This is a genomic window from Shewanella sp. NKUCC05_KAH (assembly GCF_019345585.1).
GTDB lineage: Bacteria > Pseudomonadota > Gammaproteobacteria > Enterobacterales > Shewanellaceae > Shewanella > Shewanella oncorhynchi.
Window position 1 is genome coordinate 26,896 of record NZ_JAHKQZ010000024.1, and the last position, 14,537, is coordinate 41,432.

12 protein-coding genes and 3 pseudogenes are annotated in these 14,537 nt (G+C 40.0%); 2 read left to right on the top strand and 13 right to left on the bottom strand.

What is annotated here, in order from left to right:
* Window positions 1-21 precede the first annotated feature (21 nt).
* The 6 genes and pseudogenes from KO533_RS19105 to KO533_RS19130 all read right to left on the bottom strand — a co-directional run.
* Window positions 22-636, bottom strand: coding sequence for a thioredoxin domain-containing protein (locus tag KO533_RS19105; protein ID WP_219235688.1), 615 nt, complete (start codon window positions 634-636; stop codon window positions 22-24).
* Between the two features lie 404 nt (window positions 637-1,040).
* Window positions 1,041-2,597, bottom strand: a pseudogene (locus KO533_RS19110) (Tn3 family transposase); the annotation flags it as partial.
* A gap of 592 nt (window positions 2,598-3,189) precedes the next feature.
* A complete protein-coding gene (locus tag KO533_RS19115; protein ID WP_219255692.1) occupies window positions 3,190-4,155 on the bottom strand; it encodes a LysR family transcriptional regulator in 966 nt (321 codons plus the stop codon).
* Window positions 4,156-4,333: 178 nt separating this feature from the next.
* A complete protein-coding gene (locus KO533_RS19120) occupies window positions 4,334-5,506 on the bottom strand; it encodes a hypothetical protein (protein WP_219255693.1) in 1,173 nt (390 codons plus the stop codon).
* Window positions 5,507-5,584: 78 nt separating this feature from the next.
* Entirely contained in the window at window positions 5,585-6,499 is a 915-nt protein-coding gene (locus KO533_RS19125) for an FAD:protein FMN transferase (RefSeq protein WP_219255694.1), read from the bottom strand.
* A gap of 412 nt (window positions 6,500-6,911) precedes the next feature.
* Window positions 6,912-7,133: pseudogene (locus KO533_RS19130) on the bottom strand (IS256 family transposase); the annotation flags it as partial.
* Window positions 7,134-7,195: 62 nt separating this feature from the next.
* Here KO533_RS19130 and KO533_RS19135 point away from each other — a divergent pair.
* Window positions 7,196-7,341 (top strand): annotated as a pseudogene (locus KO533_RS19135) (IS6 family transposase); the annotation flags it as partial.
* A 405-nt stretch (window positions 7,342-7,746) separates the two neighbouring features.
* Here the strand turns inward: KO533_RS19135 and KO533_RS19140 are convergent.
* The 7 genes from KO533_RS19140 to KO533_RS19170 all read right to left on the bottom strand — a co-directional run bounded on the left by KO533_RS19140 (window position 7,747) and on the right by KO533_RS19170 (window position 13,557).
* Window positions 7,747-8,349 (bottom strand): hypothetical protein, encoded by a 603-nt coding sequence (locus tag KO533_RS19140; RefSeq protein ID WP_219255695.1) that lies wholly within the window; start codon window positions 8,347-8,349, stop codon window positions 7,747-7,749.
* A 114-nt stretch (window positions 8,350-8,463) separates the two neighbouring features.
* The gene (locus KO533_RS19145; protein WP_219255696.1) at window positions 8,464-9,144 is read right to left on the bottom strand and encodes a hypothetical protein; all 681 of its coding nucleotides are present in this window, start codon (window positions 9,142-9,144) and stop codon (window positions 8,464-8,466) included.
* 336 nt (window positions 9,145-9,480) lie between these two features.
* Window positions 9,481-10,005: a hypothetical protein gene (locus tag KO533_RS19150; protein ID WP_219255697.1), complete on the bottom strand. Its 525-nt coding sequence runs from the start codon at window positions 10,003-10,005 to the stop codon at window positions 9,481-9,483.
* Window positions 10,006-10,148: 143 nt separating this feature from the next.
* Window positions 10,149-10,547 carry a hypothetical protein gene (locus KO533_RS19155; protein ID WP_219255699.1) on the bottom strand — a complete coding sequence of 133 codons (399 nt, stop codon included), beginning with the start codon at window positions 10,545-10,547 and terminating at the stop codon, window positions 10,149-10,151.
* Between the two features lie 8 nt (window positions 10,548-10,555).
* The gene (locus KO533_RS19160; RefSeq protein ID WP_219255701.1) at window positions 10,556-10,720 is read right to left on the bottom strand and encodes a hypothetical protein; all 165 of its coding nucleotides are present in this window, start codon (window positions 10,718-10,720) and stop codon (window positions 10,556-10,558) included.
* A 540-nt stretch (window positions 10,721-11,260) separates the two neighbouring features.
* Window positions 11,261-12,358: a ParB family protein gene (locus KO533_RS19165; RefSeq protein WP_219255703.1), complete on the bottom strand. Its 1,098-nt coding sequence runs from the start codon at window positions 12,356-12,358 to the stop codon at window positions 11,261-11,263.
* Window positions 12,358-13,557, bottom strand: coding sequence for a ParA family protein (locus tag KO533_RS19170; RefSeq protein ID WP_219255705.1), 1,200 nt, complete (start codon window positions 13,555-13,557; stop codon window positions 12,358-12,360). Before KO533_RS19170 ends, KO533_RS19165 begins: the two co-directional genes overlap by 1 nt.
* Window positions 13,558-13,725: 168 nt before the next feature.
* Between KO533_RS19170 and KO533_RS19175 the strand changes: the two genes are divergently transcribed.
* Window positions 13,726-13,953 (top strand): hypothetical protein, encoded by a 228-nt coding sequence (locus KO533_RS19175; RefSeq protein ID WP_012588988.1) that lies wholly within the window; start codon window positions 13,726-13,728, stop codon window positions 13,951-13,953.
* Window positions 13,954-14,537 lie beyond the last annotated feature (584 nt).

The window sequence follows — 14,537 nt, forward strand, 5'->3', positions numbered from 1 at the left end:
TCTATCCGTATTTAGCTAAAGTTATTTTGTTGAGAGTTCTTTAACAAGATCATCAAGCATAGTCATAGAGCTAATCTTTGAAGTTTTAATAAGATATTTTCCATTGACGACCAATGCCGGAATCCCTTGGATTTTCGCTATTTCAACACCAGCATTATCCCACTTATTTAAAAGTGCCTTTACTTCTGGCGTGTCGGCTTTCTGCATGAAATCATCTATACTCATATTCAAAGCTTTCGCGCCGAAAATATAAACTTCATCTGAATTCGCGAATTTTTTTTGTTCATCGTGATAAAGGCTATAAAGTGACATTTTAATTTTTTTGTATTCAGCAGGGCCAATTATTTTTGCAATAGCAATTACAGTTGCTTTTTCTTTTCCAAATGGGGGTTTAGTTGAAATATGGTAAGCGTCGAAAGTCATGCCATTTTGCAAGTTTTTTTCTAGGTTTGGAATTACTGCACTTTCATATTTATAACAAAAAGGACAGTTTGCAGAATAAATTTTTACAACTTGATTATCAGCTTTAAATGAATTTTCTTTTAAATCAATATAATGAACACCCTCAGTATAATCTCCAGCGGTTACTGTTAGTGATAAAAGTAAACCACTTAACGTAAGTATTTTTTTTAGCATGATATTTTTCCTGCTTCCTGTTTTTGATGAACATTACTTTATTGAATTATTCGAGATTAGATAACAATGACAAGGAAAAGTAATTCGCACCAAATGGAAATAAAAAGCGTGATACTTATCATCTATTCTTGTTTTTTGAGAAGGAAAGCCGGATGCATTAAGGATATATGGTGACATACTTCGCAAATGAGCTTTTATGAATAATTAATTTTGTGAAGATTGTCGCACTTTTAAGGGGCTTTGTTTCCTAATAATGAAACCCAATGTTTGTCGGGTTTAAATCAAAATAATATTCTGATTACAGATAAACGACTGACGATGAAACAAGGGTTTTAAGCGCCATACTGGCGATCAGGAAGCACTCTGTAGTTGGGGTCGTCTCAGAAAACGGAAAATAAAGCACGTTAAGGCGGTGGCAGCGGTTGTAATGACCTGAACTTACCCATACCAATCTTGGCGCCGCTGCGCCAGAGGTAATCGCCGGTCAGATCGATGTGCTCCCAGCCCAGCGGCGACAGGTATTGCAACAGCGCGTCATCGACGCCCTTGCCGTGATTGCGCAATACGTTCGCCGCCCTTTCCAGATAGACTGTGTTCCAGAGCACGATGGCCGCCGTCACGAGATTTAGGCCACTGCTCCTATACTGCTGCTCGAAGCTGCGGTACTCTTCACCCAGCCGGTTGAAGAGTACCGCACGAGCCAGCGCGTTACGCGCTTCGCCCTTGTTCAATCCAGCGTGGACATGGCGGCGTAGTTCGACGCTTTGTAGCCAGTCGAGGATGAACAACGTGCGCTCGATACGGCCTAACTCGCGCAACGCCACAGCTAGGCCGTTCTGGCGTGGGTAGCTGCTTCCTGAGCATCAGCGAGGCAGTCACCGTGCCCAGCTTGATCGAAGTGGCCAGTCGTAGAATTTCATCCCAATGGGCGCAAATAGCTTTGATGTTCAGCCTGTCGCTGCTAATCATCGGTTTGAGTGCGTCATAGGTGGCATCACCTTTGGGAATGAATAGTTTAGTATCACCCAAGTCACGAATACGCGGCGCGAAACGAAATCCCAGCAAATGCATCAAACCAAATACGTGATCGCTGAAGCCAGCAGTATCGGTGTAGTACTCCTCGATGCGCAGGTCCGACTCGTGGTACAGCAATCCGTCAAGTACGTAAGTCAAATCACGAATACCCACGTTGACCGCCCTGGGCTACAGCCATACTTTGGGTTGATATGGCCTGTGCTTTCTGCTTTGCTGTCGGTTCGGAAGTTCAGGCCATCCGATGACGAGGTGGTGCCGTCGCCCCAGTGCTCAGCGAAAGGTTGCCGAAACTGAGCATTCACCAATTCGGCCAATGCTGTCGAATAGGTTTCGTCACGGATGTGCCAGACTTGCAACCAAGATAGCTTGGCGTAGGTAGTTCTAGGACAGGATTCGGCCATTTAGCTCAGTCCCAGATTGATTCCATCGGCCAGAATGGCCGTCAACAGCAAGGTTTTATCCTTGACGGTGTCGCTGGTTTTCAAGTGTGTGAAATGGCGGGTGAACCCAGTCCATTCATCGACTTCCATCAGTTACTCGGTGATTTTTAGGTGCGGCAGCAACATAGCGGTTTGGTTAATCATGGCTTGCGCGGCATCTGGCACTGCCGCGTCAAGCAGCGTGATCATCAACCCAGAAGAGGTGATGATGGCATTCGGTAAATCGTTGGTCGCCGTCATACGATTGACTGTGACGAGTTGCGCCTCTAGTAATTGCAGTCGGTCATGCAGATATTCGTCGCAGTCGGTGACCACCGCCAGCGGTAATTTACGGGTCAGCTTCAAAGTGGCGAATTTCTCGACCGACACTAGGTATTCGTCAAAGTCCTTGAACTGGCGCGAACCCTGTACCCAAACATCACCAGAACGCAGCGCGTTCTTCAGTTCCGACAGTGCACATAATTCGTAGTAACGCCGGTCGATGCCCTCGCCGGGTGTGGGGTGAAGCCCCACGACTTTGATTTTGATTAATGCATTCAAACTACGAAAAAGATGGGATACATAACTTCTAAGTCGAACCATCAACTTTTCTATAGGCAAAGCTTTTCTTGGCCTATTCCCCTTTTGAACTGCGAAACACACAATGGGGCAAAGCGCGTTAGCCCAAAGCCTACGTAAAATGGCAGGATTGTATGCGTGAACCAGACTAGGCAAGTCTGATTCGTTGAATCACTCTGTCCTAGAGTGATTCAAGAGCTTATTCGGTCGGATAGGCGACACCTGTTACCAAGTGCCTCCCTCCTAAGAACCGTATGTGCAACTTTCACTGCATACGGCTCAAGCCTCCACTAAGGCATATTACGTTACCCAGCTCTCTACCCAATAGCGCCTTTCGCCACCACCTAAATTAAGTTCGCTTAGGCTCATTAAGATTTAGATGGTGCACTAGGTGCTATTGGGTAGAGAGCCAAGCAACTCCAGACTAAGCCGCTTACACGTCTTGCTCATTATATCCCCGCCCTCATCGGAATATATAGTAATAATAATGCCCTGCGGATGTGTAATATTAGCCAATTATTCAATGATTTAGATTGTTAATGTGCCGAGTTAAGTGTTCGATTAACTTTTGTGTGAATAAAATGGGGCTGCTTTCCGAGGCTTGTAAGTAAATGTCCATGTTGGGGCGCTTAGTGCTACCACGTTGAATGTGAATGTCGTTATTTTTATGACGAAAAACATCAGTAACATCTACTGCCTTTAAGGTCTTTCGATTAGCAATAGGTAATTTGATTAATAGTGAAGCTAAATAACTGATGCTATCTGAGTGTTCTAGGTGATGTAGTAATAAATCTAAATCCATGGTTTTGAGCACTACATTAATCGGAAGGCGAAACTTTTCGGCAAGCATTTCGATTCTGTGTTGTTTTTGTTCACTGATACAGTAATTCAGTAGTGCTAGCGGTGGACTCAAAGCTGTTTGTAGCTCAAGTGGGGCAGAAAAAATCGGATGTTCTCGGTGTGCAACCAGAAAAAATTTATCAATATGGCCAAGCAAATGCTTATGTATTTTTTCAGAGTCGGGCGGATTAACTGCAAGGCTATAGTCGAGTTGACCTAGACCCAGCAGACGCTGGACTTGATCTGACCAAGGTTGCATATTAAAAGTGAAATTACAGGATAACTCAGCGGCAGTCAGTTGCAGACACTCGAGAATCATCGGATTAATATGACTTTGCGCCGCAACATTTATTTCGGTTTTCAAATGGGCGTGATAATTGACCGTATCAGCGAGAACTTGAAAGGTTTCGACTAAATTTTTGGCTGGAAAGTATAAACTTTCAGCAAGTTTTGTCGGCTTCATTGAATATTGTTCACGGGTAAGCAACTCATCATTAAATGCTTCACGCAACATGGTGAGAATTCGACTCACTTTGGGTTGACTCACATTTAATTTAAGAGCCGTATCCGTCACATTTTGTTGCTCAAGCAGCTCAATTAACACCACCAAAGAAAAGTAATCTAATTTGTATAAACTTTGAAGCATCAGATGAGAAAATCATAATTTACGTTGCAAATGAGTGTAGTCTATAGCTGAAGTAGAGATTAAACAGTCTTTCAGCTCACAGATGTTGTTCGCGATGAAAATTAAGCATAAATATGAACACTAAAAAAGCCAGCCATTGCTGGACTGGCTTAAATTTGATGGCGGTTAGCCTGTTTACTTAGCCTAGCGGAATAATACTTTCCACTTTGAGAGTTAGGCTACATGAACCGACATTGTCCCAATTGACATCAGCAGGTTTAAAATCCTCACCCGCGCTAAAACCTGGTATAGGTAGTCTATTAGGATCGCTTAATGAAGTTTGTTTATAGTCAGTTTTAGCGATAATCCTTGCACCACGATTGCGGCTAGGTAATTCTAACCCCGTCTTTTCAAACGCCGCAGGGTCATACTCATAATAAGAAAGTCTTGCTTCACCATTCATAATGGCATTATAACAAGTATTGTTTTTCATAATATTCATGGTTACAAAGTAAGCACCATCAATCTCTTTAAGACCATACCCGAAAGTAGCAATATTTGGCGTTTGTACTTGTACACCTTGTTCTTCAAATTTATTTACTGTTGCAACTAATTTAGCACCAAGCGCATTATATTTATGTTCAATTTCATAGGCTTTACCATCATTAGGGTACATGTCGACCATATGTTCGCGTTTCGCTAGTTGGCATGCTGCCGCTAACTGGGTAACACCCCCTGCCTCTACTGGTATCCAGCGATAAATATTAAATTGAGCATCGAGTTGTTTTTTGAGCCATTCCGCATTTAGGTAAGACCCTGAAGTGTAGAAGGTTGAACCTGATGCACCGGTTTTTCCATCAACTGCGCCAGCCATGAAGTTTGGTTGATCAAAAGTCGGATCGTTAGGTCCACCACTTGGCGGAGGCGCCGTGTCATGTGGATTCGTGTGGCATTGGGCACAGTTTCCATACTCAGGGTGCGGGCCAGGGTTACTACTCTGCGCATTATGACATGAGGTGCAGTCCGTCGTCGCGGCAACACGCTTAATAGGAGCATGATCTGCCTTGTCATCAGTGCTGTTGGGATTAACATAGTCGAAATTTATGCCCACAGTTTTACATTGAGACGCAAAATCATAAGGCTTAATAATCGGATTATTTTTAAGATCTTCAATTTCAGTTTTCAATGAATTATTAGCATTAGTTAGCTGGGTGTTGGCATTAGTTAATGCTTCATTCTGAGTTTTGTATTGCTGTAACTGGTTTTGGACTTCTGGTGGTGTTTTGAAAATAATTTCTTCATCCTCACAACCAGTTAATATCACCATGGAGGCGCATACTAAAGATAGTGCAAATTTTTTATTCATCATCATCTCTCTCTTTTTAGTGGAATTTATCTTCCTTTGGTACTAGTAACGCTGATTTGTAGGGAATTTAATTAACCATTCTTATTATTGGGTGAATGGTTCAAATGCGGGACTACGATGAACTTTGACTGTGCCAAATTGATCTTCAATTACCATCAGTGCAATGTTGTGTTTTGTGGCTACTTCAATTGCTTGCTTAGCTCCCATCACCATGGCTGCAGTAGCAAAGGCATCAGCTGTTGAACACTGTGGAGCTATAACCGTTGCAGAAACCACATTGGTTGGTGATGCCCAACCAGTTTTGGGGTCAATCACATGGGAATAGCGCCCCCCCTCGAATTCAAAATAATTGCGATAATCTCCAGATGTGGCCACTGCCATCCCATCAACCTTAATCCTAGTATTGATAATTTTGTTGGCTTTACGGGGATCTTCTATACCTATGGTCCAAGGGCTGCCATCGGGCTTATTGCCTTTAACAAAAATTTCACCACCTATATCAATCAAATAATCATGATAACCATGACTATCTAAGACTTGAGCGAGAACATCGACGCCATAACCCTTTGCAATACCAGAGAGATCCAATTGGACTCGATTATCCTTCTTGATGAATCGGTTGTTATATAATTGAATGAGTGCAGACCCTGTATATTTTTTTGTTTCTTTAATAACCGAAGCTTCGGGGATGTTATTGGGTATACCATTAGGACCAAAACCCCATAATTTAACTAAAGGTGCAATGGTGATATCGAATGCACCATGGGTCATTTTTTCGATCACTAATGATTCATTAATGATCTGAGCTAGAGGAGCAGATAAATACATTTCTTGATTAGCGGCTAATACATTTAACTGGCTAATTTCAGAGTCATCACGCCAAGTTGACATAATAGAATTAACTTTTTCTAATTCACTTTCTATTTGATTACGTAAAGCAAACGCTTTTTGTGCAGAGTAAAGATTGGAACTAAGGGTTATTGTATATTTATTGCCCATGGTATTGCCATTGATATGATGTAGCTTAGCTTGCTGTGTTGCACAGACTGGTACAGATATTAACCAGCAGGTAAATAATGCAAGCGAAATATTAATTAGATGTCGGCTTATCATGGTTAGTTGTTTGATGTTTAATTTTCATTAATTTTAAGTGTAAAAAAATTATTTTATATGCACTGCTAATTACTATCTTTGGTTCTTATAAAGCTAGGCATATGTTAATACAATATTTTCAATACTATGCATTTTTTGCATAGTAATTACCGCTTTGATAATTGTGAATGATTTCACAACTAATCACAGAGCAATCCCCTGATGATTTACAAAAAATCATCAAAATAAGGTGGAAGCGCATCTTATTGCATGATCAAATGGTTCCGGAGGGTGTTCATAATTCTGTGTCAGGTTAATTTCACAGATCGATATGGTTTTCTAAGTGCCCCTCAAAATGGATTGAGAGCTGTGATAGCGTGAAATTCCAGTTTTGGATAGGATGAGTCCAACGCTCAAAGACCTTCAATATCCCCGGGGAAAGCAGCTTGAGAAAACTGTTCTCATTAGCAAAACCACCTTAGGTTTTAGTTAACTTTTTGAATTAGCGATGCACGGCTTCAATGGCATTGGTAGTGTAAATAGTTCTATTGCAATAAGGGATGTGTCAGGCAAACTCCTCTTTATTTTCTCAAGTAACTTTCAATGTCCCTGATCCGAATAGCCTTAAAACTACTCCACTACCCTATAGACCTCATCGCACAGTGCGTCGCAGGTACCTTGCCTATGCTCTTAGCCTGCGTGACCTTGAGGAGATGATGGCTGAGCGCGGCATTCTTGTTGACCATTCCATAGTGCCAGCAAGCATTGGGGCAGAAAGCGCATAATCCGAAGCTAACACAAAATGGCAGCTTTACGCGCATGAATCAAACTAGGCAAGTCTGATTCACTAACACGATTTTGGACAAAAGCGTGATAGACCATTTGCTCTAACTCGTAAGTTTCGGATTAAAATTTCTATAGATTTTACGACCGACTAAGGGGCTGGTAACACATTACCACGAAACTCAAACACAACAACTGTAACCACCGCGACTCATTGGGACTGAAAACGTTACGCGTTGACAGTCCCTTTGAGGCGTTTGTTATAGCAATTTTAACCGCGTCGTGTTGGTCTCGTTGGAGGAGGTGGCGGCGGTGGGACTGCATGCCTTGGAGTTTCTCTTGGCTGATCAACTGGTCTAGGTGGGGCTTTATCATTCATTCTCTTTTATCTCCAATGTGTTCGTTGGTTGCCCAATTTCTGTTACTTGATTTGATTCAAGCTTTTTAAAATCCGTATTGTGGAAAACAAATAGTCCAAACATAGCAATAGCAAGAAACAGAGCTATCGCACCAAAGTAATGTGAAAGGCGAGCAATGAGAACTAGTTTTTTATTCTCAGAAAACACCTCTTCTTCAGGAACATCGTCATCTTCATTTTGAATCGCACTTATAATACTTATTCTGTTTTGAAGCGCACTTATAATACTCATTCTGTTTTGAATAATGCTATCTGAAAGTTCCCTATTTCGATAATACAAGTGTCCTGAAAACAGCAGGCTAGATAAAACAAAGAACACCGAGATTACAAAAAATAACCAGCTCGATTTTGCAAATATCAAGCTATCAACATTACCTTTAATATAAAGCTTATCAAACAAGGTAAATGTTAAACCTAGACCTGCACTTGAAATTGCAAGCACAGCTTTATCAAGTCCCTCAGAAACCTTGGTTTCACCCTCAACCAATTGATTCCTGTAGTTTAAATAAGACTCAATTTCCGAGTTTAGCTGTTCAACTCGTGAACTTTCAGACATAGTCATCCTTAAATTGCTATAACACCATGTTAATGGGAAAACTTTGTTGGCTAGAATGTGAAGCGGAGCGTAATTAAGCCAAAAAATTTTGCCCACTTTCAACAGTTTGTTATATTACTTCTCGCAAAGATCTAATAATGCAGCCTCAACAGATTCAAACGCTCTCAACACAAAACTATCAGTAAGCATTAAGGTGTTCCCATCCTCAAAATGGAGACCGTCTATATCGCCTCTTTTAATTGCATCGATCATTTTTTTACTCAGATTGAAGGTAGAATCAAGATCGCCTTCTGCGTGTGCAAAGAAATTACGTAAAGTACCCAGAAATGAAATTCTATCCCAATATCCCTTTCTTGGTTCTTCCTTAAAGTCGACGACACTTAATTTGCTCAGGTAATTTTTGCAGCGTGTCACACCCGACTCAGATAAGTCAGTTACTGAGAAAGGTGATTTGCATTCATTTTGCTTTGAGTGACAGATTTTCATCATCGAGCTTTCTAACATTGCATACAAAGTTAAGATTGTGGAAACTCGATGATTGCGGTAAAAGAAGTGATCTAATTCTCGGATTTTAGCGAGAAACACATCGTTGTAATTTCCATCTTCATCCTGTGTCGTCTCATATTCCAAGTTATCTTTTTCTATTAGGGTTTCGTATTCTGTTCGATGTAAATTCTCAACTTTTATAAATACGTCTTTCATAATTTCAATTCGAAAGAGTACCGTTTCTCGCCTTAACCACAGTGTGAGCGGATTATAGGGACTCTCAATGTGAATTTTAAACTGATGTTCCACCACAGCCTCCTAGTAATATAACGTCTTAGTATTTATGCGCAGCGCTGTTTGCAGGGCATAAATCGCTTGTTGGACTTGGCCGCTGCCACATCCGTGTAAATGGATATAAATGATGCTATAGGAACTTGCTTTTTTGCGGTAGCGGTTTTTATACCGTTTGAAGGATAATTAGTTGATATCTATGACAGGATGTTATCCCGCGAACCAGACTAGGCAAGTCTGAATCATTTCCGAGTTAGCTCATTCGTTCTAACACATGAATTGCGGATAAAATTTTCTATTGATTAACCGCAAAACTAAACTGAGGCGTTAGCCATCTGCATTTTCAGTGCTTTGTTAGGCGCCTCCATTTGGATACCGATGAATTAGCTGAATATAAGCCATGCTTAAAAATCGAGCAATTACTGCCATTTTTTGCATTTCTAAAGCAAACGACTCAGATGTCAGCGCTTCTTGGTCAAAACTCGGCTCTCCTGTCTCCTCGTCAACACCGAGGCTGGGATTTGACCGGATAATAGCCTGGACATCCCCACCTGCTTTAATTTCTATGAATGCGGAGTGAAGTATTCGATTTCTATCCTTTCGAACTTGATGAAGGTCTTTAACGATCTGGCTGAACGATTGATCGATTTCAGTCTCTAGGTTTTGGTCTAGCTTGCATTTCGGCAACGCCTCTTTGAAAAGACAATCTACCTTGTTAATTAGGTCATTATTCGTGAGATTCCGAAGTTCTTTAGGAGGCCACTCTCTCCTTTCGGGGTCGAGGATAAACCAACCAATTTCTCTAAGCTTGTTCTCTATCCATTGAAAAGAAACGACAAACTCACCAATCCTCTGATAAATCTCTGCTTCCTTTTCCAAATCCGCTCTCCCTGTAAATATCAAACGCCGCCAGCAACTGCTTGAAAATGTTGGCTACTTATTTGTATTACTTTGCAAAAATGAAGACGGAATTTGAAGATCAGATTGACTGGCCTTGTTATGCGCGCATTTACACTTAACCATTACTGAGCGCTCTCTTTTATGAAGTTACGAGCATCTTTTGTTATAGCGTCTAAAAGAATGTTAGCATTTCTCTCACTGTACTCTGGATTAGCCGAGACTGAAATTTGAAATCTCAATGCTTCTGCTAAATAATCCAAAGATTGCTGTACAACTACTAAATTTGAAGTTTGCCCATGCATTTGGCAGCACAACCGCATTAGATCTAAAGTTGCAAAAGCAAAGCAAATACTCTGCATTGGCAGGGTTAATGCCTCTTTTGATGCATCCAATGCATTAATAAAACCTAATCCTTTAATGAATCTGAAATAGTCTGCGTAATTAGCAGCATTAACTCCTGATTCTTCCAATGCTTTTTTTGCACCGTACTCAATTTTACTTTTTCTGAAAAAACTAAACATAAACATCCTTAATATTGAATAGCCACGGTTAAATTTGTACGCATCAGAATTACATAGTCAGCAATATATTGGCTTCCTAAGGGAAACTCACGAAACATAAACCTGCAATGACCGCTCAAACGGCAAAAAATCCAATACAAGACTTCAGGGTTTTCCTCTATAAACTTGGACATTTCTCGTTCTCCTTTCTGAGAATCGAGAAAGTGTGAAAAATCCTTTGGATCAATATAATTGCTCATTAATACCTCATTGAGCTAACGTCTCAGTATTTATGCGCTGTTTGCAGGGTACATAAAGTTTATCTGAGTAGGAACCGACCATATGGCGCCATTCGAGATTTTTAGGGTTGGACCGACTGTGACGATCTGACAACTGTGGTAAATAGCAATAGCAGCAAAAATAGTATCCAGCGCATTAATAATATCTTTTTTTATTACCGGTCATCTTGCGGTTCACCTTGTCCCCTCTGTTGGTGGATTAACCAAACCAGTGTCAGCCCTGTAGTACAAAAAATTATTCGCAATTTTCAGTACACCTCAAACCAAAGTTATATACAGCGAAATAATCGATAACAGTAGATAATCATAAGTTATCAACTGCTATATGTCGGTAATATGTAAGGTGTGACCAGAGCTATTTAGTATGTAATAAGTGTACTATACGTATTATGTATCAAGATCGAAGTAATAATCTTATTAAAATTTTACTGAAAATTAAAAATCAGATGTTGTGTTAAATTTATTTTTTTTCAAAACATCAGCAATAGCAACATCTAACTGCTGTTGAATATCCAATGACAGTCGACCAAATTCATATGCAAAGTTGCGCCCTTTGATACGCTTTCTTGCATAAATACCTGAGCTGTCAAATGTCGCAAGATTAGTAACACTAACCTGTGCTTTATCCTTCATATCTTTAGCGGTCTGAAGTCCTGATTTTATCGCTTTGGTGATAGCGGATTTTCGTTCTTCCCTTGAATATTCAGCCTGAATAATGACAACTTTTTTAGTCAAATCATTTATGAATGATACTAATTCATCTTCAAATTCATATACTTCCATAACTTTGTTAAGCAAAGCGTAGTCAGTATGTGACAAGTCATTAGCTACAGGAAAAAGCTTCACTAAACGTTCATCGACCTTAGCGGCTTTTAAAGCTTTACTCACACCAGCCTGACTCATTCCAAGTTGAGCAGCTACTTCAGCCTGTGTAATCTTAGGATTCGCTTTTTCCAAAGATAAGCATTGTTGGCCTATTTCACGTAGGTTATGTTCTTTTGCGGTTTGGAGCTGTTTAGCTAGAGCTTTAGCATCTGAAAGTGAAATATCATCTTTAGTTACCAGTATGCGAAATATATCAACTTCACCATTTTGCAGTAAAAACCAAGCTCTGCGTCGAGAACCATCTAGCACATCGAGTTTACCATTCACTTCTCTAGCAACTGCTGGGTAAAATTGCTGAAAGGCTAATGAATCGAGATCTTGTAGAGAATCTGCATTTAATAATGCCTGGTCACGCCCGTTAACATCAAAAGTCACATAGGTACTATCGCGAACTTGTTCATATGATAACGTTGCTTCGGTAAATGTAGCGGTAGCACCCGAAGCTAATTGCCATAAGAAGCTTTTACCTATAGATTCAAGGCCAAATAAATTTTGAAGAGATAACGTTACGTCTTCACTTACTTTTTCAATTTCAGTAGTTATTTGGCGTTTTAAAGACTCAATATTAGCTTTGGCAGCATTTTTTTGTGCTTCTTCGGCACCAACAGCATTACCTAGCGGGCTCATTACTCCGCGTTTTTTAGCCATTATGCTTGCTCCTGTTCACGCCAGACGTTCACAATATCTCTTAGAACTTGGCTGGTTACTTCATAACAATTTTGCTGTGCACTTTGGAACGTCGCTTTACTCTTCGGGTATTCACTCTTAGACATATCGAACACGGTTGAAAGCAACGAAGATGACTGACGAATAGCTTCACTATGTTTAAATTCATTTGAGTACATATAAGGCGCAAAATGATCGTATAAACTATTCATTAGATCAGTTGTTGTTGCGCTATCACGATGATTGGTAATTAAAATCTTCATAAAGTCATAACCATGATGATTCGCATTAGCCAATAAAGCCCACACTTGAGGGATATAACTAAAATAGGAACAAGTAGCATCAATGTCGTTTTCTGTGATGGACAACGGGAAAACTACACTGGTAGCAGCAAAATAAGCATTATAAGTTGCATACCCTAATGAGGGAGGGGTATCGATAATGATGATATCAAATTCATCTTGAACAGCATTGATGATCGTGTTCAAAAGGGAGTAAGGAGACTTTAACTTTTGACCAAATACTTGTTCATGAAACCAACCTTCAATAGCTCTATCACTTTGTGATGCCGGCAAAATACGGAGGTTAGGTATAGTTGTAGATAAGAATGCGTTTGAAACGACTTGTTCAAGTGTCTCACCTTCATCTAGATCAAAATTATTCATCATAAGATCGCCAACAGATAAACAACCTTCTAGATCCGCTTCAGGAGCGTAATACATGGACAAAGTAGCTTGACCATCCATATCGATAAGGCCTACTCGATACTCTTGATGAAACTCTGTTGCCAAGCCTGAAGCGATTGTTGCGGCAGAAACTGTTTTACCAACACCACCTTTTTGATTTTGTATAACAATAACCTGCATTTTTTGGTTATCACTGCGCTTAAATTTAGATGCTTTACGCAAGTTTTCTGGTAGCAAATCTCGTAACTGATACATTTCTTCTATGTTGATTAGCCATTGAGAATCTTCATGCCGTCTTGGATCAAAATCTGCTGTAGATACATATTTATCAAGTGTTTTTGCATCAATGTCCAAATAGGTAAAGGCTTCCGCACGCGTAAATTTTCGCAACTCTTTCCGGTGATTAGACAATAACCGTTGGTTACGTCGCTTAATATAGGCATCAGCCCCCATTTTAAGCACTTGAAAAGTTTCTGTTGTTTGCATGCTATCCATGAAATTCTCCTTAAATAATTAAATATAAGTGTATACCTTAATATTTAAGGTGTATACTCATATTCGACGGAATTGCTATTTTAAAGGTAAAAATACCTGAATTTGGTCAGACTGTTAATGTGGCCAAACAACGAAATACGGAAGTTGAGGGTATTGAAATGAGAAATGATGGATAAAAATACGGCCAATGATGATGGTCAAGATCATCACTGGCCTGTGCCACAACCTAGGATAAAGGTAACTAAACTTATGTCACAATTTCAGTATAACCAAATTGAAAAAGCGCGTCTAATTGACTTACCAATGATCCCATCGGGATTGTTGATTCAATGGTTAGTAACGAAACCTGATTGGTTACAACAGCGAGTATTTAAACAATTAACACTCCAACAATAAACCCATAGAGAGCAGGGATTAAGTTCCTGCTCTTTAATGCCAGGTCTAAATACCTTTATCAATTTTTAATCTTTCTTGCTACTTCTCTCATACTCAAGTGATCTTATAATAAAATGGTTCAACCATTTTATATGAATCAACTCCTCTTGCTTTTGGAAATCTCAGTTTCACACCATTTCTTCGCCACTTTGGCACTTTGGCACTTAGCTTGCAAAATTCCTTCTGCTAGACGCTTTTTTCTTTAACGACTGACTATACAGCGCGTTTGAATTTTAACGGTCGTAGACAAAATTGACTTACAGCGCTGCTTTTAGATATCGCCCCTAGCGTTAGCTAGGAATTGGCGAGGCATTATGTGTTTAGTGGATTTATCCACTGCTTTTGATTCCTTTTAATAAGTTATCTTTTACTAATAAGTAAGCTCTTAAAAGAAAAAAGCTTTTGGACTCCCGAATTTTACTCCTTTTTCTTACTCCCAATTTAATAAGGATATACATACCTTATCCACAAGAGATTCGAACCTATGGGAAAAACATACGAGTTAACGTCAATCGCTATCAGAGAGATATGAAAATTTAGTGAAA

Coding starts and splice junctions, on each gene's coding strand:
- KO533_RS19105 (WP_219235688.1), bottom strand. CDS start 636: ATGCTAAAAAAAATACTTACGTTAAGTGGTTTACTTTTATCACTAACA.
- KO533_RS19115 (WP_219255692.1), bottom strand. CDS start 4,155: ATGCTTCAAAGTTTATACAAATTAGATTACTTTTCTTTGGTGGTGTTA.
- KO533_RS19120 (WP_219255693.1), bottom strand. CDS start 5,506: ATGATGATGAATAAAAAATTTGCACTATCTTTAGTATGCGCCTCCATG.
- KO533_RS19125 (WP_219255694.1), bottom strand. CDS start 6,499: ATGGGCAATAAATATACAATAACCCTTAGTTCCAATCTTTACTCTGCA.
- KO533_RS19140 (WP_219255695.1), bottom strand. CDS start 8,349: ATGTCTGAAAGTTCACGAGTTGAACAGCTAAACTCGGAAATTGAGTCT.
- KO533_RS19155 (WP_219255699.1), bottom strand. CDS start 10,547: ATGTTTAGTTTTTTCAGAAAAAGTAAAATTGAGTACGGTGCAAAAAAA.
- KO533_RS19160 (WP_219255701.1), bottom strand. CDS start 10,720: ATGTCCAAGTTTATAGAGGAAAACCCTGAAGTCTTGTATTGGATTTTT.
- KO533_RS19165 (WP_219255703.1), bottom strand. CDS start 12,358: ATGGCTAAAAAACGCGGAGTAATGAGCCCGCTAGGTAATGCTGTTGGT.
- KO533_RS19170 (WP_219255705.1), bottom strand. CDS start 13,557: ATGGATAGCATGCAAACAACAGAAACTTTTCAAGTGCTTAAAATGGGG.
- KO533_RS19175 (WP_012588988.1), top strand. CDS start 13,726: ATGGATAAAAATACGGCCAATGATGATGGTCAAGATCATCACTGGCCT.